16 protein-coding genes and 1 pseudogene are annotated in these 19,252 nt (G+C 61.9%); 12 read left to right on the top strand and 5 right to left on the bottom strand.

Annotation, left to right across the window (positions count from 1 at the left end; genetic code table 11):
* Window positions 1–34: 34 nt before the first annotated feature.
* Window positions 35–1,333, bottom strand: a complete 1,299-nt coding sequence (gene gbcA, locus ACYAS9_RS11215) for a glycine-betaine demethylase subunit GbcA (protein WP_463568363.1) — start codon at window positions 1,331–1,333, stop codon at window positions 35–37.
* 318 nt (window positions 1,334–1,651) lie between these two features.
* Between gbcA and gbcB the strand changes: the two genes are divergently transcribed.
* Entirely contained in the window at window positions 1,652–2,752 is a 1,101-nt protein-coding gene (gene gbcB / locus ACYAS9_RS11210) for a glycine-betaine demethylase subunit GbcB (protein ID WP_463568362.1), read from the top strand.
* A 133-nt stretch (window positions 2,753–2,885) separates the two neighbouring features.
* Here gbcB and ACYAS9_RS11205 read toward each other — a convergent pair whose 3' ends face one another.
* Both ACYAS9_RS11205 and ACYAS9_RS11200 read right to left on the bottom strand, forming a co-directional pair.
* A complete protein-coding gene (locus tag ACYAS9_RS11205; protein ID WP_463568453.1) occupies window positions 2,886–3,749 on the bottom strand; it encodes a methyl-accepting chemotaxis protein in 864 nt (287 codons plus the stop codon).
* Window positions 3,741–4,496, bottom strand: a pseudogene (locus tag ACYAS9_RS11200) (MCP four helix bundle domain-containing protein); the annotation flags it as partial. The gene ACYAS9_RS11205 and the pseudogene ACYAS9_RS11200, both read right to left, overlap by 9 nt.
* Window positions 4,497–4,831: 335 nt before the next feature.
* Between ACYAS9_RS11200 and ACYAS9_RS11195 the strand changes: the two are divergent.
* Together ACYAS9_RS11195 and ACYAS9_RS11190 are read left to right on the top strand one after the other, a co-directional pair.
* On the top strand, window positions 4,832–5,065 hold the full coding sequence (locus ACYAS9_RS11195) for a hypothetical protein (RefSeq protein WP_463568361.1): 234 nt from the start codon (window positions 4,832–4,834) through the stop codon (window positions 5,063–5,065).
* On the top strand, window positions 5,062–5,361 hold the full coding sequence (locus ACYAS9_RS11190) for a cell division protein ZapA (RefSeq protein WP_463568360.1): 300 nt from the start codon (window positions 5,062–5,064) through the stop codon (window positions 5,359–5,361). Before ACYAS9_RS11195 ends, ACYAS9_RS11190 begins: the two co-directional genes overlap by 4 nt.
* A 26-nt stretch (window positions 5,362–5,387) precedes the next feature.
* Here ACYAS9_RS11190 and ACYAS9_RS11185 read toward each other — a convergent pair whose 3' ends face one another.
* Window positions 5,388–6,431, bottom strand: a complete 1,044-nt coding sequence (locus tag ACYAS9_RS11185; protein ID WP_463568359.1) for a threonine aldolase family protein — start codon at window positions 6,429–6,431, stop codon at window positions 5,388–5,390.
* Between the two features lie 104 nt (window positions 6,432–6,535).
* Between ACYAS9_RS11185 and ACYAS9_RS11180 the strand changes: the two genes are divergently transcribed.
* The 9 genes from ACYAS9_RS11180 to fdhA all read left to right on the top strand — a co-directional run bounded on the left by ACYAS9_RS11180 (window position 6,536) and on the right by fdhA (window position 18,151).
* A complete protein-coding gene (locus ACYAS9_RS11180; RefSeq protein WP_463568358.1) occupies window positions 6,536–7,273 on the top strand; it encodes a TraX family protein in 738 nt (245 codons plus the stop codon).
* A gap of 126 nt (window positions 7,274–7,399) precedes the next feature.
* Window positions 7,400–8,617, top strand: coding sequence for an alanine transaminase (gene alaC / locus ACYAS9_RS11175; RefSeq protein WP_463568357.1), 1,218 nt, complete (start codon window positions 7,400–7,402; stop codon window positions 8,615–8,617).
* A gap of 561 nt (window positions 8,618–9,178) precedes the next feature.
* Window positions 9,179–10,432, top strand: a complete 1,254-nt coding sequence (gene glyA, locus ACYAS9_RS11170) for a serine hydroxymethyltransferase (RefSeq protein ID WP_463568356.1) — start codon at window positions 9,179–9,181, stop codon at window positions 10,430–10,432.
* A gap of 16 nt (window positions 10,433–10,448) precedes the next feature.
* Window positions 10,449–11,699 carry a sarcosine oxidase subunit beta family protein gene (locus tag ACYAS9_RS11165; protein WP_463568355.1) on the top strand — a complete coding sequence of 417 codons (1,251 nt, stop codon included), beginning with the start codon at window positions 10,449–10,451 and terminating at the stop codon, window positions 11,697–11,699.
* Between the two features lie 16 nt (window positions 11,700–11,715).
* Window positions 11,716–12,012 (top strand): sarcosine oxidase subunit delta, encoded by a 297-nt coding sequence (locus tag ACYAS9_RS11160; protein ID WP_463568354.1) that lies wholly within the window; start codon window positions 11,716–11,718, stop codon window positions 12,010–12,012.
* Window positions 12,009–15,029 (top strand): sarcosine oxidase subunit alpha, encoded by a 3,021-nt coding sequence (locus ACYAS9_RS11155; protein WP_463568353.1) that lies wholly within the window; start codon window positions 12,009–12,011, stop codon window positions 15,027–15,029. The genes ACYAS9_RS11160 and ACYAS9_RS11155 overlap by 4 nt, the downstream gene beginning before the upstream one ends.
* Window positions 15,030–15,153: 124 nt before the next feature.
* Window positions 15,154–15,786 carry a sarcosine oxidase subunit gamma gene (locus ACYAS9_RS11150; protein ID WP_463568352.1) on the top strand — a complete coding sequence of 211 codons (633 nt, stop codon included), beginning with the start codon at window positions 15,154–15,156 and terminating at the stop codon, window positions 15,784–15,786.
* Between the two features lie 147 nt (window positions 15,787–15,933).
* Window positions 15,934–16,791, top strand: a complete 858-nt coding sequence (locus ACYAS9_RS11145; RefSeq protein ID WP_463568351.1) for a formyltetrahydrofolate deformylase — start codon at window positions 15,934–15,936, stop codon at window positions 16,789–16,791.
* 160 nt (window positions 16,792–16,951) lie between these two features.
* Window positions 16,952–18,151 carry a formaldehyde dehydrogenase, glutathione-independent gene (fdhA, locus tag ACYAS9_RS11140; protein ID WP_459742409.1) on the top strand — a complete coding sequence of 400 codons (1,200 nt, stop codon included), beginning with the start codon at window positions 16,952–16,954 and terminating at the stop codon, window positions 18,149–18,151.
* A 149-nt stretch (window positions 18,152–18,300) separates the two neighbouring features.
* Here the strand turns inward: fdhA and ACYAS9_RS11135 are convergent, their stop codons facing one another.
* Entirely contained in the window at window positions 18,301–19,179 is an 879-nt protein-coding gene (locus tag ACYAS9_RS11135; protein WP_463568350.1) for an acyltransferase, read from the bottom strand.
* Window positions 19,180–19,252 lie beyond the last annotated feature (73 nt).

The following is a 19,252-nucleotide window of genomic DNA, read 5'->3' as shown; positions in this document are numbered from 1 at the left end:
ATCAGGAGCGGGCTTTGGGGAAGGCTAAAGCTGTTTACTTGCTCTGCACCTGTACCCCTTTAAGGTACGGCGCAGGCTCTGCACCGAGGTTTTCCAGTACGCGGGCGCTGTACCAGTCGATGAAGTTGACCACGCCGAACTCGTAGGTCTTGGAATAAGGACCCGGCTGGTAGGCGGTGGAGTTGATGCCGCGCTGGTTCTCTTCGGCCAGGCGACGGTCCTGGTCGTTGGTGGCGTCCCACACTTCGCGCAGGCGGGCCACGTCGTAGTCGACGCCTTCGACCGCGTCCTTGTGCACCAGCCACTTGGTGGTGACCATGGTTTCCTGCGCGCTGATCGGCCACACGGTGAAGACGATGATGTGATCGCCCATGCAGTGGTTCCAGGAATGCGGCAGGTGCAAGATGCGCATCGAGCCCAGGTCCGGGTTCTGGATGCGGCCCATCAGCTTTTTCGAGCCTTGCTGGCCGTCCATGGTCATCGACACGGTGCCCTTGAGCAGCGGCATGCGCACGATGCGGTTGCGCAGGCCGAAGCCGGCGTGCAGGTACGGGATCTTCTCGGCTTCCCACTTGGCCGCCGATTCGGCCACATGGTCCTTGAACGACTGAGTGGCGCGCGGATCGTGGGTGTCGTCCCATTCCAGCAGGGTGTTGAGCAGTTCAGGGTGCGAGCCGCTGCAGTGGTAGCACTCGCGGTTGTTTTCCAGCACCAGTTTCCAGTTGGCCTTTTCCATCAAGGTGGTTTGCACCGCCACCTTGGTGTTTTCCATGTCGTAGGGTTCCATGTAGTGGCGCAGGGTGGCCAGGAACTCGTCGATGGCTGGCGGGTTTTCCGCCAGGCTGATGAAGATGTAACCGCCGGCGGTCTTGACGTTGATCGGCTTGAGGCTGAACTTCGACATATCGAAGTCTTCGCCCATCTCGGTGCCGGCGTACAGCAGGCGGCCGTCCAGTTCGTAGGTCCACTGGTGGTAATGGCACACCAGCTTGGCGACCTTGCCCTTTTCGGCCGTACACAGGCGCGAGCCGCGATGGCGGCAGACGTTGTGGAACGCATTGACCGTATCGTCCGGGCCACGCACCACCAGCACCGGGTTGTTGCCGATCTGCAAGGTCAGGTAGTTGCCTTTCTTGGGGATCTCGCAGGTCATGCCGGCGATCAACCACTCTTTGTGGAAGATTTCCTGCATGTCTATCTGGAACAGCCGCTCGTCGTTATAGAACGGCTGTGGCAGCGAATAGGTGCGTTCGCGGTTTTGCAGCATCTCGGCGGTTGCCTTGCGTGCTGCTTCAAGTGGGTCGCCCAGGCTCAGGTTTGCAGTGACGTCCATCTTTGGATTCCTCAAGACCGCCTCGGGCGGTCGCGGCTGTGGCTAATACGGTTGGTTGGCGTGGCACGCAAGGCGATCTTTTGCGGTCGCTCTTGCCGGAAAGTATTACGTAACTATTTAGCCGCGAGTGTGGAGATGCGCGCGGCATGAACCTTATCCATGCACGACATGGCCGAATCCGTTCCCGACGGGCAAGCCCATGCCTTTGGGGGCTGGTCGCCGTAAGTACGTCAATGTCGCTGATAGGTAAATGGCGGGGCAGGGCGTTACGCAGAATTCGCTTCATAAAAGGCCGACAGTCGGCCGTGGAGATCGAGCATGTCCCAAACCTTCCTCAACCCGGTCAACACCCAGACATGGGCCAACGGTCGTCACGCGGTTCGCGTGGTCAAAGTCATTCAGGAAACCTGGGACGTACGCACGTTTTGCTTCATGGCCGACCAGCCGATCATGTTCTTTTTCAAGCCTGGGCAGTTCGTCACCCTCGAGCTTGAGATCGACGGTCAGCCGGTCATGCGCTCGTACACCATTTCCAGTGCGCCGTCGGTGCCGTACAGCTTTTCGATCACCGTCAAGCGCGTGCCGGGCGGCAGGGTCTCGAACTTTCTGCACGACACCTTGCACGAAGGCCAGGAACTGGCGGTGCACGGCCCGGTGGGGCTGTTCAACGCGATCGATTTTCCCAACCCGAAGATTCTTTACCTCAGCGGCGGCGTCGGCATCACGCCGGTCATGTCGATGGCGCGCTGGTACTACGACACCAACGCCAACGTCGACATGGTCTTCGTGCACAGCGCCCGTACGCCCAAGGACATCATCTATCACCGCGAGCTGGAGCACATGGCGTCGCGGATCGACAACTTCAGCCTGCACCTGATCTGTGAGAAGCACGGGCTGGGCGAGCCGTGGGCCGGTTATCGCGGTTACCTGAACATCCGCATGCTGGAACTGATGGCGCCGGACTTCCGCGACCGCGAAGTGTTCTGCTGCGGGCCGACGCCGTACATGGCGGCCATCAAGCGCATGCTGCAGGACAACGGCTTCAACATGGCCCAGTACCATGAAGAGTCGTTCGGCGCGACGCCGGCCGAAGCCAAGGCCGATGCGGTGGAACATGCCGAACAGGCGGCCGATGCACCGAGCATCGACGTGTCCGACCTGCACGAAGTGGCGTTCACCGACACCGGCAAGAGCATCCGCATCACGCCGGGCGAAACCGTGCATGCGGCGGCGGCCAAGCTGGGCCTGATGATTCCCAAGGCCTGCGGCATGGGCATCTGCGGCACCTGCAAGGTGATGAAGCTCAGCGGCGAAGTCGAGATGGAACACAACGGCGGCATCACCGAAGACGACGAAGCCGAGGGTTACATCCTGTCGTGCTGCAGCGTGCCGAAAAGCGATGTGCGTATCGAGTACTGAGGCATCAAACAGAGTCCTGTGAGAGAGGGCTCTGCCCGCGATGGCCCTGTCGCCAGCAGAGCTGCCTCCCACAGGTCTGACTGATCGGTATCCGCTCGCTGCCCGGCTACTTTGGGATGAGGCGGATCACCGGTCAGAGGTTAAAGCGCATCACCATGCTGTTGAGGTCCACCGCCAGGCGTGACAGTTCGGTGCTGGCGGCCGAGGTCTGGTGGGCGCCGGTGGCGGTCTGGGTCGACAGGTCGCGGATGTTCACCAGGTTGCGGTCCACTTCGCGGGCCACCTGGGCCTGTTCTTCGGCGGCGCTGGCGATCACCAGGTTGCGCTCGTTGATTTGCTCCACGGCGGTATGAATGGTGTCCAGCGCAAGACCAGCACCCTTGGCGATGCTCAGCGTCGACTCGGCGCGCTCGGTGCTGCTGCGCATCGCGCCGACGGCCTGTTCGGTGCCGCCCTGAATGGTGTCGATCATCTTCTCGATTTCACTGGTCGATTGCTGGGTGCGGTGTGCAAGCGCGCGCACTTCATCGGCCACCACCGCAAACCCGCGTCCCGCTTCGCCGGCGCGTGCGGCCTCGATGGCGGCGTTGAGGGCCAGCAGGTTGGTCTGGTCGGCCAGGCCGCGAATCACATCCAGCACCTTGCCGATGTCCCGCGATTGCTCGGCCAGCTGGCTGATCTGCTCGGCGCTGCCTTGCACGTCGCGGCTCATGCGTTCGATGGCGGTGACGGTTTCCTGCACCAGGTCGCGGCCATCGCGGGCCGATGTCGTGGCATTTTGCGAGGCTTGCGAGGTGTCGTTGGCATTGCGCGCCACTTCTTCGACCGCGCTGGTCATTTCGTTGACCGCCGTGGCAGCCTGTTCGATTTCATTGTTCTGCCGGCCCAGGCCGCGGGCGCTTTCGTCGGTCACCGCATTGAGTTCTTCGGCGGCCGACGCCAGTTGCGAGGCTGAGCCTGAAATACGCTGCAAGGTGTCGCGCAGTTTGCTCTGCATGGTGTGCATGGCCTGCAACAGGCGGCCGGCTTCGTCGCTGCCTACCACTTCAATGGGTTGGGTGAGGTCGCCTTCGGCAATGGTTTCGGCGGCTTTCAAGGCCTGGGCAATCGGTTGGGTGATGCTGCGGGTCAGCAGCCAGGCGAACAGCAGGGTCAGAAAGGTGGCGACGATCAGCAGGCCGACCACCAGCCTGAATGCACTCTGATATTGCTCGGTGGCATGCGCGTTGGTCTGGTTCAGTTGCGTGGTGTTGAACTCGACCAGGCGGGCGATCACCTGGTTGATCTGGTCGGAGTTTTCCATCATCTCGGTGTTGAGCAGCACCTGCAGCCCGTCGATGTTATTGGCTTGCGACAGATCGCGCAGGCGTTCCTGAAGCCGGGTGTGGGTGCCGAGCAGTTGCAGGTACTCGTTATAAATCGCCTGTTCCTGCGGGTCGTCGATCAGCGACTCGTACAGCTTGCGCGCCTCTTCTATCTGCTGGCTGCGCAATATCAGTGTCTCTTTGGTTTTTTGCTGGATATCAGGCTCGCGGTTGACCATCAGTCGATAGGACATCACGCGCATGCGCTGGGTGAGCTCGTTGATGCGATCCAGCGCCTTGATGGTCGGTACGCTGTTGTTGGCCAGGATTTGCGTGTCGCTGCGGATCTTGCTCATTTGCGTCAGGGCGAACACGCCGAGGATCAGCATGAGGGCGCCGATCAGGGCAAAACCGAGGAAGGCGCGTGGCGCGATGTTCATAGTGCGTAGAGACATAAATAGGGCTTCCAGGACGTAAGGCGCAATCCGTGCGGCTTGCAGATGACAAAATCTCTGACCGGGCGCCCTGGCAATCGGTTGCATTGAATGATGGCAAAAAAGTATCACCGAATTTCGGTGCTCAAGGCCGAGCCGGGTCGTCGATCTGACCTGCGGCGGGAACCGAAACGCTCATGCAAAGTCAGAAGGGCCCTTGAAGGCATCTTGTCTTGCCTCAACTTATAGCCAAAGGCCGGTTTTAAAGGCCTGAACGCTGGCATGCACCCTGACTTTTCTTTATGGTGTGTGCCCCCATGGAACTTGCACGAGTAATCAAAATGTTGGAAACGTCCCTCAGCCAGTTGGAACAACTCGTCAGCGACCTGGTGCAGCAGAATCAGCAACTGCAAAACACCACCGAGCAACTGCGTGCCGATCTGGCCCAGGCCCGTGAAGAGAACGACAGCCTGCAATTGAATCTGCTGGAACAGGAAGAAAAACAAGGCAGCGCTGCCGCCCGTATCCAGGCGCTGGTTGACCGTGCCACCAGCGCCAGTCACGTGAGCGCATGAGTTCACCGAGTGATGTGACGGTCTTCTCGATCCTGGGCCAGGACTACTCGGTCAAGGCGCCGGCCGGAGAAGAGCAGGCCCTGCTGCAGGCCGCCGCAATGCTCCAGGCATCCCTGGCCGATACCAAGCGCCAGTACCCGGCCCTGATCGGTGACCGGTTGCTGGTGCTGGCGGCCCTGAACCTGTGTTCGCGGCACCTTGAGCTCAAAGAGCAGCACAAGGTCGAACTGGCGCGTTATCAGGAACAGGTCGAGGCCACGGTCGAAGCCATCTCGCGGACCATTTCGCAGAACTGATGCGCCGGTTCTGGCCGGTCAATTGATCAGCCGGCCTGCATCACCCGGCGTATATCCGCTGCCAGTTGCCGCACGCGATCTTCTTCGGTGTCCCATGAACACATGAAGCGTGCGCCGCCCTTGCCGATGAAGGTGTAGAAGCGCCAGCCCAGCCCGGTGAGGGCGGCGATGGCCGGTTCCGACAGTTGCAGGAACACGCCGTTGGCCTGCACCGGGAACATCAGCTCGACGCCTTGCACGTCCTTGACCAGTTCGGCCAGCAGCTGCGCGCAGCGGTTGGCGTGACGGGCGTGTTTGAGCCAGGCGTCGTTTTCCAGCAGGCCCACCCACGGTGCCGACAAGTAACGCATCTTGGACGCCAGCTGGCCGGCCTGTTTGCAGCGGTAGTCGAAGTCTTCGGCCAGGTCGCGGTTGAAGAACAGAATCGCCTCGCCGACCGCCATGCCGTTCTTGGTCCCGCCGAAACACAACACATCGACCCCGGATTTCCAGGTCAGCTCGGCCGGCGTACAGCCTAGGTGCGCGCAGGCGTTGGAGAAGCGTGCGCCGTCCATGTGCAGGTGCAGGTTCAGCTCCTTGCAGGTGGCGCTGATCGCCTTGAGTTCTTCAGGCTGATAAACGGTGCCGACTTCGGTGGCCTGGGTCAGGGTCACGACCCGTGGTTTGGGGTAGTGAATGTCCTGACGCTTGAGGGCGATTTCACGAATCGACTCAGGGCTCAGCTTGCCGCCGACGCTGGGCGCGACCAGCAATTTCGAACCGTTGGAGAAAAATTCCGGGGCGCCGCATTCGTCGGTTTCGACGTGGGCGGTTTCCGAGCAAATGACACTGTGATAACTCTGGCACAGCGCCGAGAGTGCGAGCGAGTTGGCCGCCGTGCCATTGAAGGCGAAGAACACTTCGCAATCAGTTTCGAACAAACGACGGAATTCATCGGCGGCCCGCGCCGTCCATTGATCGTCGCCATAGGCCCGTTGATGCCCGTGGTTCGCCTGTTCCATGGCTGCCCAGGCTTCGGGGCAGATGCCGGAATAGTTGTCGCTGGCGAACTGTTGGCTCTGATCTGTCATGGCCGAATCCTTGTGGTCGATTATGCCGCCCACTGTAAACGAACAAGGCGGGTTCGGGCATCCGTCGTTGTACCTGTCTATACAAAAGGACTTAAGGGATTTTTATGGACCTTTCCAACCCGCCATTTCTGCCCGTACGCAACCGGGCGCTGGACCTGCTCAAGTGGCTGGCGATGCTGAGCATGGTGCTCGATCACCTGCGCTATGTCGGCTGGTCCGTGGATTTTCTGTATGTGCCGGGGCGTCTGGCGTTCCCGTGGTTTTGCCTGGCGATTGCCGCCAACCTGGCGCGGCGTAGCGCGGCTGAAGTGTCGCCGCGCGTGCAGTGGCGCTACCTGGGCTGGATGCTGGGCTTTGCGCTGTTGTCCGAGGTGCCGTACCGGTTGTTCATGGCGGATGCAGCCATCTTCAACGTGATGCCGACCTTGCTGCTCGGCTTGTTGATTGCGCAGGGCTGGCGCCAGCGCATGGTTGCCACGCGAATCATGGCGCTGGCGGCCCTGTTGCTGGCCGCCGTGCTGCAACAGCACCTGATGTTTGGCCTGGCCGGCGTGCTGTTGCCGCTGGTGCTGTTGCTGGTGATACAACGCTCGCTCGGCTGGGCATTGCTGGCGGGCGGCGTGTGCCTGTTTGCCAATGCCTGGCAGGATATCTTCGCCGGCATGAGCTGGGGCGATCCGGTCTCGATCGGCGCCGGGCTGGTGTGTTTGCTGGCGCCGCTGGCGGGGATTGCGCTGTTGCGGCGCAAGGTGCACTGGCGTGTCTGGCCGATGCGGCGCTGGGCATATGCGATTTACCCGCTGCATTTCTTGCTGCTGTGGTGCCTGCGCCAGGTTTTGTAGGCCGGTGGGCATGGCGGAACATTGCGCTAGACAAACTGCCATCAACGCCCTTATCGTTCGCGCAGGCTGCCTCATGTGGCCAACGTCGCTCGGACGGTTCCGGGCGCTTACGTCTGCGAGATTCTCATGGCTGACCAAGGTTTGCCGCGCCGCTTTGCGCGCATCGATCGACTCCCCCCTTATGTGTTCAACATCACCGCCGAGCTGAAAATGGCCGCTCGCCGTCGTGGTGAGGACATTATCGACCTGAGCATGGGCAACCCCGACGGGGCTACGCCGCCGCACATTGTCGAGAAACTGGTCACCGTCGCCCAGCGCGAAGACACCCACGGTTATTCCACCTCCAAAGGCATTCCACGCCTGCGTCGGGCGATTTCCAACTGGTACAAGAAACGCTACGAGGTCGACATCGACCCGGAAAGCGAAGCCATTGTCACCATCGGTTCCAAAGAGGGCCTGGCGCATCTGATGCTCGCCACCCTCGATCAGGGCGATACCGTACTGGTGCCCAACCCCAGCTACCCGATTCACATCTACGGTGCCGTGATTGCCGGCGCCCAGGTGCGGTCGGTGCCGCTGGTGCCGGGCGTGGATTTCTTTGCCGAACTGGAAAAGGCCATTCGTGGCTCTATTCCCAAGCCGAAGATGATGATCCTCGGCTTCCCGTCCAACCCGACCGCGCAATGCGTCGAGCTGGATTTCTTCGAGCGTGTGGTGGCCCTGGCCAAGCAGTACGACGTGCTGGTGATTCACGACCTGGCCTATGCCGACATCGTCTATGACGGCTGGAAAGCGCCGTCGATCATGCAGGTGCCGGGCGCCAAGGACATTGCGGTGGAGTTTTTCACCCTGTCCAAGAGCTACAACATGGCCGGCTGGCGGATCGGCTTCATGGTCGGTAACCATGAACTGGTCGGCGCCCTGGCGCGGATCAAGAGCTACCACGACTACGGCACCTTCACGCCGTTGCAGGTCGCGGCCATTGCCGCGCTCGAAGGCGACCAGCAGTGCGTGCTGGACATCGCCGAGCAGTATCGCCAGCGCCGCAACGTGCTGGTCAAGGGCCTGCATGAGCTGGGCTGGATGGTCGAGAATCCCAAGGCTTCGATGTATGTCTGGGCGAAAATCCCCGAGGCTTACGCGCACCTGGGCTCGCTGGAGTTCGCCAAGAAGCTGCTGGCCGAAGCCAAGGTCTGCGTATCGCCGGGTATCGGTTTCGGTGAGTACGGCGACGACCATGTGCGCTTTGCCCTGATCGAGAATCAGGACCGCATTCGCCAGGCGGTGCGCGGCATCCGCACGATGTTCCGCGCCGACGGCCTGGTGAGTAAATCTGCAGGATGAACCCCCTGTAGGAGCGCGCTTGCCCGCGACCGGCTGCGTTAGCAGTCGTAAATTTGCAGCGTTTCCGAGATATCCAGCCGTAAGTTTGCAGCGTTTCCGAGATATCTAGCCGTAAATTTGCAGCGTTTCCGAGATATCCAGCCGTAAATTTGCAGCGTTTCGGAGATTTTGCGAGCGCTTACGCACTCGGTCGCGGGCAAGCGCGCTCCTACGGGGTGCCAGGCGGCGTATTGCGTCGCTGGCACTTGTCTGAATACGCCATTCCCTTTCTCTGAACCGTTGTTCATCCCGCCAAAACATCCCCTTTCCAATACCCGCCCGATCGCCTCGCCAAGTGCCGAAAGGCTCGGCATACCGGGCGTTGCGCCGTTTTACACCGACAAACCCGCAGGCCTGGCGAGTCGCCAAGTTCGACGTCGTTCAATCCATGTCGTAAATGCGCCTTTGCGTGGCGTGCGCAGGCATCTGATCGGGCGCTTGCGGCCCTACCATCGCAGCCAGAGGGTTCAACACTGCCCTGACCATAATGAAAGGCGCCGCGACGCCGCTGGAGAGAACGCGATGTTCAGCAAACAAGATCAGATCCAGGGTTACGATGACGCGCTGCTGGCGGCGATCAACGCCGAAGAGCAGCGTCAGGAAGATCACATCGAACTCATCGCGTCTGAGAACTACACCAGCAAGCGCGTGATGCAGGCGCAAGGCAGTGGCCTGACCAACAAGTACGCCGAAGGCTATCCGGGCAAGCGCTACTACGGTGGCTGCGAGCACGTCGACAAGGTCGAGCAACTGGCGATCGATCGCGCCAAGCAACTGTTCGGTGCCGACTACGTCAACGTCCAGCCGCACTCCGGTTCTTCGGCCAACTCCGCTGTTTACCTGGCCCTGTTGCAAGCCGGCGACACGATTCTGGGCATGAGCCTGGCCCACGGCGGTCACCTGACCCACGGCGCTAAAGTGTCGTCCTCGGGCAAGCTGTACAACGCCGTGCAGTACGGCATCGACAACGACACCGGGCTGATCAACTACGACGAAGTCGAGCGCCTGGCCGTCGAGCACCAGCCGAAGATGATCGTTGCCGGTTTCTCGGCCTATTCCAAGACCCTGGACTTCCCGCGCTTTCGTGAAATCGCCGACAAGGTCGGTGCCCTGTTGTTCGTCGACATGGCCCACGTGGCCGGTCTGGTCGCTGCCGGCCTGTACCCGAACCCGCTGCCGTACGCCGATGTGGTCACCACCACCACCCACAAGACCCTGCGCGGTCCACGGGGCGGCCTGATCCTGGCGCGTGCCAACGAAACCATCGAGAAAAAGCTCAACGCCGCCGTATTCCCCGGCGCCCAGGGCGGTCCGCTGATGCACGTCATCGCCGGCAAGGCCGTGTGCTTCAAAGAGGCACTGGAGCCAGGCTTCAAGGTTTACCAGCAACAAGTGATCAATAACGCCCAGGCGATGGCCAAGGTGTTCATCGACCGCGGTTACGACGTGGTGTCCGGCGGGACCGACAACCACCTGTTCCTGGTCAGCCTGATCCGTCAGGGCCTGACCGGTAAAGACGCCGACGCCGCCCTGGGTCGTGCGCACATCACCGTCAACAAGAACGCCGTACCGAACGACCCGCAATCGCCGTTCGTGACCTCGGGCCTGCGCATCGGCACCCCGGCCGTCACCACCCGTGGCTTCAAGGAAGCCCAGTGCATCGAGCTGGCCGGCTGGATCTGCGACATCCTCGACAACCTCGGCGATGCCGATGTCGAGGCCAATGTCGCCAGCCATGTGGCCGCCCTGTGCGCCGATTTCCCGGTTTACCGCTGAGTCAGGAGTCGCCTCAATGAATCGTTACTCAGGCTTCGGCCTTCTCAAGCACTCTTTCAGCCACCACGAAAACTGGCAGCGCATGTGGCGCACGCCAACGCCCAAACAGGTCTACGACGTGGTCATCGTCGGCGGTGGCGGCCATGGCCTGGCCACCGCTTACTACCTGGCCAAGGAACACGGCATCACCAATGTGGCGGTGATCGAGAAAGGTTATCTGGGCGGCGGCAACACCGCCCGTAACACCACCATCGTGCGCTCCAACTACTTGTGGGACGAATCGGCGCACCTGTACGAACACGCGATGAAACTGTGGGAAGGCCTGTCGCAGGACCTGAACTACAACGTGATGTTCTCCCAGCGCGGCGTGTACAACCTGTGCCACACCCTGCAGGACATCCGTGACTCGGAGCGCCGGGTCAGCGCCAACCGCCTTAATGGCGTGGACGGCGAACTGCTCAACACCGAGCAGGTCGCCAGCGAGATTCCGTACCTCGATTGCTCGAAGAACACCCGTTACCCGATCCTCGGCGCCACCGTTCAACGCCGTGGCGGCGTCGCCCGTCACGACGCCGTGGCCTGGGGCTTTGCCCGTGCCGCCGACGCCCTGGGCGTCGACCTGATCCAGCAGACTGAAGTCATCGGCTTTCGCAAGCAGAACGGCGTGTGCATCGGCGTCGAAACCACCAAGGGTTTCATCGGCGCCAAGCGCGTCGGCGTGGTCACTGCCGGTAACTCCGGGCACATGGCCAAGCTGGCCGGTTTCCGCCTGCCGATCGAATCGCACCCGCTGCAAGCGCTGGTCTCCGAGCCGATCAAGCCGATTATCGACAGCGTGATCATGTCCAACGCCGTACACGGTTACATCAGCCAGTCCGACAAGGGCGACCTGGTGATCGGTGCCGGTATCGACAGCTGGGTCGGCTACGGCCAGCGCGGTTCGTACCCGGTGATCGAGCACACGATCCAGGCCATCGTCGAGATGTTCCCGGTGCTGTCGCGGGTGCGCATGAACCGCCAGTGGGGCGGCATCGTCGACACCACGCCGGACGCCTGCCCGATCATCTCCAAGACGCCGGTACCGAACATGTTCTTCAACTGCGGCTGGGGCACCGGCGGCTTCAAGGCCACGCCGGGCTCGGGCAACGTGTTTGCCGCCAGCCTGGCCAAAGGCGAAATGCACCCACTGGCTGCACCGTTCTCCATCGATCGCTTCCATAACGGTGCGCTGATCGACGAACACGGCGCTGCGGCTGTCGCTCACTGATACGGGGATTTCGAACATGCTTTATATCTTCTGTCCTCACTGTGGCGAGCTGCGCAGCGAAGAGGAATTTCACGCTTCAGGGCAAGCGCACATTCCGCGCCCGCTGGACCCCGCGACCTGCTCCGACCAGGAATGGGGCGAGTACATGTTTTTCCGTGACAACCCGCGTGGCATTCACCACGAACTGTGGGACCACGCCGCCGGCTGCCGGCAGTACTTCAACGTCACCCGCAACACCGTGACCTACGAGATTCTCGAAACCTATCCGATTGGCGCCAAGCCACAGTTCACGGCCGAGGGAGACAAGGTATGAGCCAGAGCAACCGACTGCCCAACGGCGGCCGTATCGACCGGAGCAAGGTGTTGCACTTCACCTTCAACGGTCAGACCTATCAAGGCTTTGCCGGCGATTCCCTGGCCTCGGCGCTGCTCGCCAACGGCGTGGACGTGATTGGCCGCAGCTTCAAGTACTCGCGACCACGCGGCATCTTTGCCGCCGGCGCCGAAGAGCCCAACGCGGTGCTGCAACTGGGCGCCACCGAAGCCACGCAGATTCCTAACGTGCGTGCCACGCAACAGGCGCTGTATGCAGGCCTGGTGGCGGCCAGCACCAACGGCTGGCCGAACGTCAACACCGACATGATGGGGATTCTCGGCAAGGTCGGCGGCAAGCTGATGCCGCCGGGCTTCTACTACAAAACCTTCATGTACCCGCAGTCGTTCTGGATGACCTACGAGAAGTACATCCGCAAGGCCGCCGGCCTTGGCCGCTCGCCGGTCGAGAACGACCCGGACCGCTACGACAACTTCAACCAGCATTGCGATGTGCTGGTGGTCGGTGCCGGCCCGGCGGGTCTCGCTGCTGCGCTGGCGGCTGGCCGCAGCGGTGCGCGGGTGATTCTGGCGGACGAACAGGAAGAGTTCGGCGGCAGCCTGCTCGACACCCGCGAAAGCCTGGATGGCAAGCCGGCGACCGACTGGGTCGCCAGCGTGGTCGCCGAACTGGCTGGCCTGGATAACGTGATCCTGTTGCCACGCGCCACGGTCAACGGCTACCACGACCACAACTTCCTGACCATTCACGAGCGCCTCACCGATCACCTCGGTGACCGTGCCCCGATCGGCCAGGTGCGTCATCGCGTACACCGTGTGCGCGCCGGCCGTGTGGTGCTGGCCACCGGTACGCACGAGCGTCCGCTGGTCTACGCCAACAACGATATTCCGGGCAACATGCTCGCCGGTGCGGTCTCGACCTATGTGCGCCGTTATGGCGTGTCGCCGGGCAAGAAACTGGTGCTGTCGACCAACAACGACCACGCCTACCGCGTGGCGCTGGACTGGCTCGATGCCGGTCTGCAAGTGGTTGCCATCGCCGATGCGCGTCATAACCCGCGTGGCTCGCTGGTCGAAGAGGCACGGGCCAAGGGCCTGCGCATCCTGACCTCCAGCGCCGTCATCGAAGCGCGTGGCAGCAAGCGTGTGACCGGTGCCCGTGTCGCCGCTATCGACCTGAAAAGCCTGAAAGTCACCAGCCCCGGCGAGTGGCTCGATGCTGACCTGATCGCCAGCTCCGGCGGCTACAGCCCGGTGGTTCACCTGGCTTCGCACCTGGGCGGCAAGCCGGTCTGGCGTGAAGACATTCTGGGTTTTGTGCCCGGCGAAGCACCGCAAAAGCGTGTGTGTGTCGGCGGCATAAACGGCGTCTACAGCCTGGGCGATGCCCTGGCCGATGGCTTTGAAGGCGGCGTACGTGCGGCCAGCGAAACCGGCTTCAAGGTGGTCGAAGGCGTATTGCCCAAGGCTGTGAACCGCACTGAAGAGCCGACCGTGGCGCTGTTCCAGGTGCCGCATGAAAAGGGCACCGCGCGCGCGCCGAAGCAATTCGTCGACCTGCAAAACGATGTGACTGCAGCGGCCATCGAACTGGCGACCCGCGAAGGCTTCGAGTCGGTCGAGCACGTCAAGCGCTACACCGCGCTGGGCTTCGGCACCGACCAGGGCAAGCTGGGCAACGTCAACGGCCTGGCCATCGCCGCCCGCTCGCTGAACGTGACCATCCCCGAGATGGGCACCACCATGTTCCGTCCCAACTACACGCCGGTGACCTTCGGCGCCGTAGCCGGTCGGCACTGTGGGCACATCTTCGAGCCGGTGCGCTTCACCGCGCTGCATGCCTGGCATGTGCGCAATGGCGCCGAATTCGAAGACGTCGGCCAGTGGAAGCGTCCGTGGTACTTCCCGAAAAACGGTGAAGATATGCACGCCGCCGTGGCCCGCGAATGCAAGGCCGTGCGCGACAGCGTCGGCCTGCTCGACGCCTCGACCCTGGGCAAGATTGACATTCAGGGCCCGGATTCGCGTGAGTTCCTCAACCGTATCTACACCAACGCCTGGACCAAGCTCGACGTGGGCAAGGCGCGTTACGGCCTGATGTGCAAGGAAGACGGCATGGTCTTCGACGACGGCGTGACCGCCTGCGTCGCTGACAATCATTTTGTAATGACGACGACTACCGGTGGCGCCGCCCGCGTCCTGCAGTGGCTGGAGCTGTACCACCAGACTGAATGGCCGGAACTGAAGGTGTACTTCACCTCGGTGACCGACCACTGGGCGACCCTGACCCTGTCGGGCCCCAACAGCCGCAAGCTGCTGGCTGAAGTGAGCGACATCGATCTGGGCCGTGAAGCGTTCCCGTTCATGACCTGGAAAGAAGGCCAGGTCGGCGGTGTGCCGGCGCGGGTGTTCCGTATCTCGTTCACCGGCGAGCTGTCGTACGAGGTCAACATTCAGGCCGACTACGCCATGGGTGTCCTGGAAAAAATTGCCGAGGCCGGCAAAAAGTACAACCTGACCCCGTACGGCACCGAGACCATGCACGTGCTGCGTGCCGAGAAGGGCTTCATCATCGTCGGCCAGGACAATGACGCTTCGATGACCCCCGACGACCTGAACATGGGTTGGTGCGTCGGCCGCACCAAGCCGTTCTCGTGGATCGGCTGGCGCGGCATGAACCGTGAAGACTGCGTGCGCGAGCAGCGCAAGCAACTGGTCGGCCTCAAGCCTGTGGACCCGAAACGCTGGCTGCCGGAAGGCGCGCAACTGGTGTTCGACCCGAACCAGAAGATTCCGATGAAGATGGTCGGTCACGTGACCTCCAGCTACGCGCACAACTCGCTGGGCTATTCGTTTGCCCTGGCCGTGGTCAAGGGCGGCATCAACCGCCTGGGCGAGAAGGTCTATGCGCCGCTGGCCGATGGCAGCGTGATTGAGGCCGAGATCGTGTCTTCGGTGTTCTTCGATCCGAAGAACGAGCGGCAGAACGTGGAGTGATCTGCACCGTAGGACCGGCTTCAGCCGGGAAGCAGACGCCGCATAACGGCTTTCCCGGCTGAAGCCGGTCCTACGATAAAGGCAGCATTTTGGGTCGTACAACAGAATTGATTACAGGTGCGTCATGACTACAGTCAACGTCTACCAACAACGTCCAGCCACCGGCGCCAAGGCCGAGTCGCCGCTGTTTCATGCAGGCTTCGACAAGCTGGTCGGCAAGGGCCACACCAATCCCGGTGTGGTGCTGCGCGAGAAAAAGCTGCTGGGTCACCTGACCCTGCGTGGCGATGGCCATGACCCGGCATTTGCCGCTGGCGTGCACAAGGCCCTGGGCCTTGAGCTGCCGGGCGCGCTGGGCCTGGTGATCGACGGCGAGCGCTCGCTGCAATGGCTGGGCCCGGATGAGTGGGTGCTGATCGTGCCGAGCGGCGAAGAGTTCGAGGCCGAGCGCAAACTGCGCGAAGCACTGGACGGCCTGCACATCGCGATCGTCAACGTCAGCGGCGGCTGGTCGGTGCTGGAACTGAGCGGCCCCAACGTGCGCGAGGTGCTGCAAAAATCCACCAGCTACGACGTACACCCGAGCAAGTTTCCGGTGGGCAAGGCGGTCGGTACCGTGTTTGCCAAGTCGCAACTGGTGATCCGCCGCCCGAGCGAAGACACCTGGGAGTTGCTGGTACGCCGCAGCTTCTCGGACTACTGGTGGCTGTGGCTGCAGGACGCAACCGCCGAATATGGTTTGGGTATCAAGGCCTGACCTGTAGGAGCCCGCTTGCCGGCGACCGGCTGCGTTAGCAGTCGTAAATTTGTGGCGTTTCATAGATTTTTGTGAGCGCTTCGCGCTCAGTCGCGGGCAAGCGCGCTCCTACGACGGTTGTATAGCTCTGAACCAGAGGGATGACTTATGAGCCGCGCCCCCGATACATGGATTTTGACCGCCGATTGCCCCAGCGTGCTGGGCACGGTGGATGCGGTGACCCGCTATCTGTTCGAGCAGGGCTGCTATGTCACCGAGCACCATTCGTTCGATGACCGGTTGTCCGGCCGCTTTTTCATCCGGGTCGAATTCCGCCAGCCCAAAGACTTCGACGAGGCCGGCTTTCGCGAAGGCCTGGCCGAACGCGGTGCCGCCTTTGGCATGCTCTTCGAGCTGACCGCGCCGGCCTATCGGCCCAAAGTGGTGATCATGGTCTCCAAGGCCGATCACTGCCTCAACGATTTGCTGTACCGCCAGCGCATCAACCAGTTGTCGATGGACGTGGTCGCGGTGGTGTCCAACCATCCCGACCTCGAACCGCTGGCGGCCTGGCATTCGATTCCTTATCACTGTTTTCCGCTGGACCCCAACGACAAGCCCGGCCAGGAAGCCAAAGTCTGGCAGGTGATCGAAGAGTCGGGCGCGGAGCTGGTGATTCTTGCCCGCTACATGCAAGTGCTGTCGCCGGACCTGTGCCGCAAGCTGGACGGCAAGGCGATCAATATCCACCACTCGCTGCTGCCCGGCTTCAAGGGCGCCAAGCCGTACCATCAGGCCTATAACAAGGGCGTGAAAATGGTCGGTGCCACGGCGCACTACATCAATAACGACCTGGATGAAGGCCCGATCATCGCCCAGGGCGTCGAGGTGGTCGACCACGCGCATTACCCCGAAGACCTGATCGCCAAGGGCCGCGACATCGAGTGCCTGACCCTGGCCCGCGCCATCGGTTATCACATCGAGCGCCGCGTGTTCCTCAACGCCAACCGTACGGTGGTGCTCTGATCTTGTTGTCGCGCTCAGCTGCCAATTAACGACTAATCTGTGCCGTTGTCGTTTTTGGAATAGCTGAGGGCGGTGTCACTGAAAATTCCCTGCTCGATTCAGCGCATCCTTGTCAGCAAGCGACACCCCTCGTTAACAACAACTAATAGAGGTGACATGCATGTCTGGAAATCGCGGTGTGGTTTATCTCGGCGCTGGCAAGGTCGAAGTACAGAAGATCGACTATCCGAAAATGCAGGACCCGCGGGGTCGCAAGATCGAGCACGGGGTTATTTTGCGGGTGGTCTCCACCAATATCTGCGGCTCGGACCAGCACATGGTGCGCGGCCGTACCACCGCACAGGTGGGCCTGGTGCTGGGGCACGAGATTACCGGTGAGGTGATCGAGAAGGGCAGCGGCGTCGAGAACCTGAAAATCGGCGACCTGGTGTCGGTGCCATTCAACGTCGCCTGCGGCCTGTGCCGCTCCTGCAAGGAACAACATACCGGCGTATGCCTGACCGTCAACCCGGCCCGTCCCGGCGGCGCTTACGGCTATGTCGACATGGGCGACTGGGTCGGTGGCCAGGCCGAGTACGTGCTGGTGCCATACGCCGACTTCAACCTGCTCAAGCTGCCGGACCGCGACCGCGCGATGGAGAAAATCCGCGACCTGACCTGCCTGTCCGACATTCTGCCCACCGGTTACCACGGTGCCGTAACGGCCGGCGTTGGCCCAGGCAGCACGGTGTACATCGCAGGGGCGGGCCCGGTCGGCCTGGCTGCGGCGGCGTCGGCGCGCCTGCTGGGCGCGGCGGTGGTGATCGTCGGTGACGTCAACCCGGTGCGTCTGGCGCATGCCAAGGCGCAGGGCTTCGAGATTGCCGACCTGTCCACCGACACCCCGTTGCACGAACAGATTGCCGCCTTGCTGGGCGAGCCGGAAGTCGATTGCGCGGTTGACGCCGTGGGCTTCGAAGCGCGTGGCCATGGTCACGAGGGCGTCAAGGCCGAAGCGCCTGCTACCGTACTCAACTCGTTGATGGGTGTGGTGCGCGTGGCCGGCAAGATCGGTATCCCCGGCCTGTACGTGACCGACGATCCGGGTGCGGTCGATGCCGCTGCCAAGCAGGGCGCCCTGAGCATCCGCTTCGGCCTGGGCTGGGCCAAGTCGCACAGCTTCCACACCGGGCAGACGCCGGTGATGAAGTACAACCGCCAGTTGATGCAGGCGATCATGTGGGACCGTATCAACATCGCCGATGTGGTGGGCGTGCAGGTCATCAGCCTGGATCAGGCCCCGGCCGGCTACGGCGAGTTCGATGCCGGCGTACCGAAGAAATTCGTCATCGACCCGCACAAACTGTTTAGCGCGGCGTAACGCCTCAGGCGCTGCAATACCTGATGTGGGAGGGGGCTCTGCCCGCGATTGAGTGCGAAGCGCTCACAGAAATCTGCAAAGCGCTGAAAATTTACGACTGCTAACGCAGCCGATCGCCAGCAGAGCTGCCTCCCACAATCAACCGCGTTTCAGTCGCGAATCTTGCGAATCCGCTCGTCCTTCTCGACCCACAACCGGTTAACCCATTCCTGTACCTTCGCCCTAAATACCGGGTCGTTCTCGTAGTCGCCTTGCCACAGTTCAGGCGCCAGCTCGCGGGTCTGGATGTCGATGATTACCTTCGGCACCTGGCCACAGAGCAGATCCCAGAAACCCGGAATTTTTGCGTCGGGATACACCACCGTCACGTCCAGAATCGCATCGAGCTGTTCACCCATCGCCGCCAGCACGAAGGCCACGCCGCCGGCCTTGGGCTTGAGCAGGTACTGATATGGCGATTGCTGCGCTGCATGCTTGGCCGGGGTAAAGCGTGTGCCTTCCAGGTAATTGACGATGGTCACCGGCTGGCGCTTGAACAGCTCGCACGCGGCCTGGGTGATTTTCAGGTCCTGGCCCTTGAGTTCGGGGTGCCTGGCCAGAAACGCCTTGCTGTAGCGCTTCATGAACGGGTAATCCAGCGCCCACCAGGCCAGACCCAGGAACGGCACCCAGATCAGCTCCTTTTTCAGGAAGAACTTGAAGAACGGCGTGCGCCGGTTGAAGGTCTGGATCAGCGCCGGAATATCCACCCACGACTGGTGATTGCTGACCACCAGATACGAGGTGTCGGTGCGTAAATCGGCATTGCCGCGAATGTCCCACTGCGTGGGCAGGGTGGCGGCGAAAATCCATTTGTTGACCTCGGCCCAGGTCTCGGCGATCCACATCACCGCGGCCGAACACTGGTCGCGCATGTTGCCTTGAAAGATCAGCTTGAACAGGGCGAATACCAGCAAGGGGCCGATCAGCACCAGGGTATTGATCAGCAACAGCAGGGTCACGAAACAGCCGGTAAGGGCGCGGCGCATAGCAATCTCTGGGAGTTTGTGGTGTGCCTATGATAGATAGCCTGGCTGAACGCGCCAACGACACAGGTGCTTA

It is taken from the genome of Pseudomonas sp. HP_08 (assembly GCF_055284095.1).
Note: the sequence above shows the minus strand (reverse complement) of the source record. Positions and strands in the feature narration are given on the sequence as shown.

What these genes read in the sequence shown, in the direction of transcription:
- ACYAS9_RS11180 (WP_463568358.1), top strand. Translation starts at nt 6,536, where the DNA reads ATGGACCTTTCCAACCCGCCATTTCTGCCCGTACGCAACCGGGCGCTG.
- ACYAS9_RS11160 (WP_463568354.1), top strand. Translation starts at nt 11,716, where the DNA reads ATGCTTTATATCTTCTGTCCTCACTGTGGCGAGCTGCGCAGCGAAGAG.
- ACYAS9_RS11145 (WP_463568351.1), top strand. Translation starts at nt 15,934, where the DNA reads ATGAGCCGCGCCCCCGATACATGGATTTTGACCGCCGATTGCCCCAGC.
- ACYAS9_RS11165 (WP_463568355.1), top strand. Translation starts at nt 10,449, where the DNA reads ATGAATCGTTACTCAGGCTTCGGCCTTCTCAAGCACTCTTTCAGCCAC.
- ACYAS9_RS11185 (WP_463568359.1), bottom strand. Translation starts at nt 6,431, where the DNA reads ATGACAGATCAGAGCCAACAGTTCGCCAGCGACAACTATTCCGGCATC.
- alaC (WP_463568357.1), top strand. Translation starts at nt 7,400, where the DNA reads ATGGCTGACCAAGGTTTGCCGCGCCGCTTTGCGCGCATCGATCGACTC.
- ACYAS9_RS11150 (WP_463568352.1), top strand. Translation starts at nt 15,154, where the DNA reads ATGACTACAGTCAACGTCTACCAACAACGTCCAGCCACCGGCGCCAAG.
- glyA (WP_463568356.1), top strand. Translation starts at nt 9,179, where the DNA reads ATGTTCAGCAAACAAGATCAGATCCAGGGTTACGATGACGCGCTGCTG.
- gbcB (WP_463568362.1), top strand. Translation starts at nt 1,652, where the DNA reads ATGTCCCAAACCTTCCTCAACCCGGTCAACACCCAGACATGGGCCAAC.
- ACYAS9_RS11155 (WP_463568353.1), top strand. Translation starts at nt 12,009, where the DNA reads ATGAGCCAGAGCAACCGACTGCCCAACGGCGGCCGTATCGACCGGAGC.
- ACYAS9_RS11190 (WP_463568360.1), top strand. Translation starts at nt 5,062, where the DNA reads ATGAGTTCACCGAGTGATGTGACGGTCTTCTCGATCCTGGGCCAGGAC.
- ACYAS9_RS11195 (WP_463568361.1), top strand. Translation starts at nt 4,832, where the DNA reads ATGTTGGAAACGTCCCTCAGCCAGTTGGAACAACTCGTCAGCGACCTG.
- ACYAS9_RS11135 (WP_463568350.1), bottom strand. Translation starts at nt 19,179, where the DNA reads ATGCGCCGCGCCCTTACCGGCTGTTTCGTGACCCTGCTGTTGCTGATC.
- gbcA (WP_463568363.1), bottom strand. Translation starts at nt 1,333, where the DNA reads ATGGACGTCACTGCAAACCTGAGCCTGGGCGACCCACTTGAAGCAGCA.
- fdhA (WP_459742409.1), top strand. Translation starts at nt 16,952, where the DNA reads ATGTCTGGAAATCGCGGTGTGGTTTATCTCGGCGCTGGCAAGGTCGAA.
- ACYAS9_RS11205 (WP_463568453.1), bottom strand. Translation starts at nt 3,749, where the DNA reads ATGCAGAGCAAACTGCGCGACACCTTGCAGCGTATTTCAGGCTCAGCC.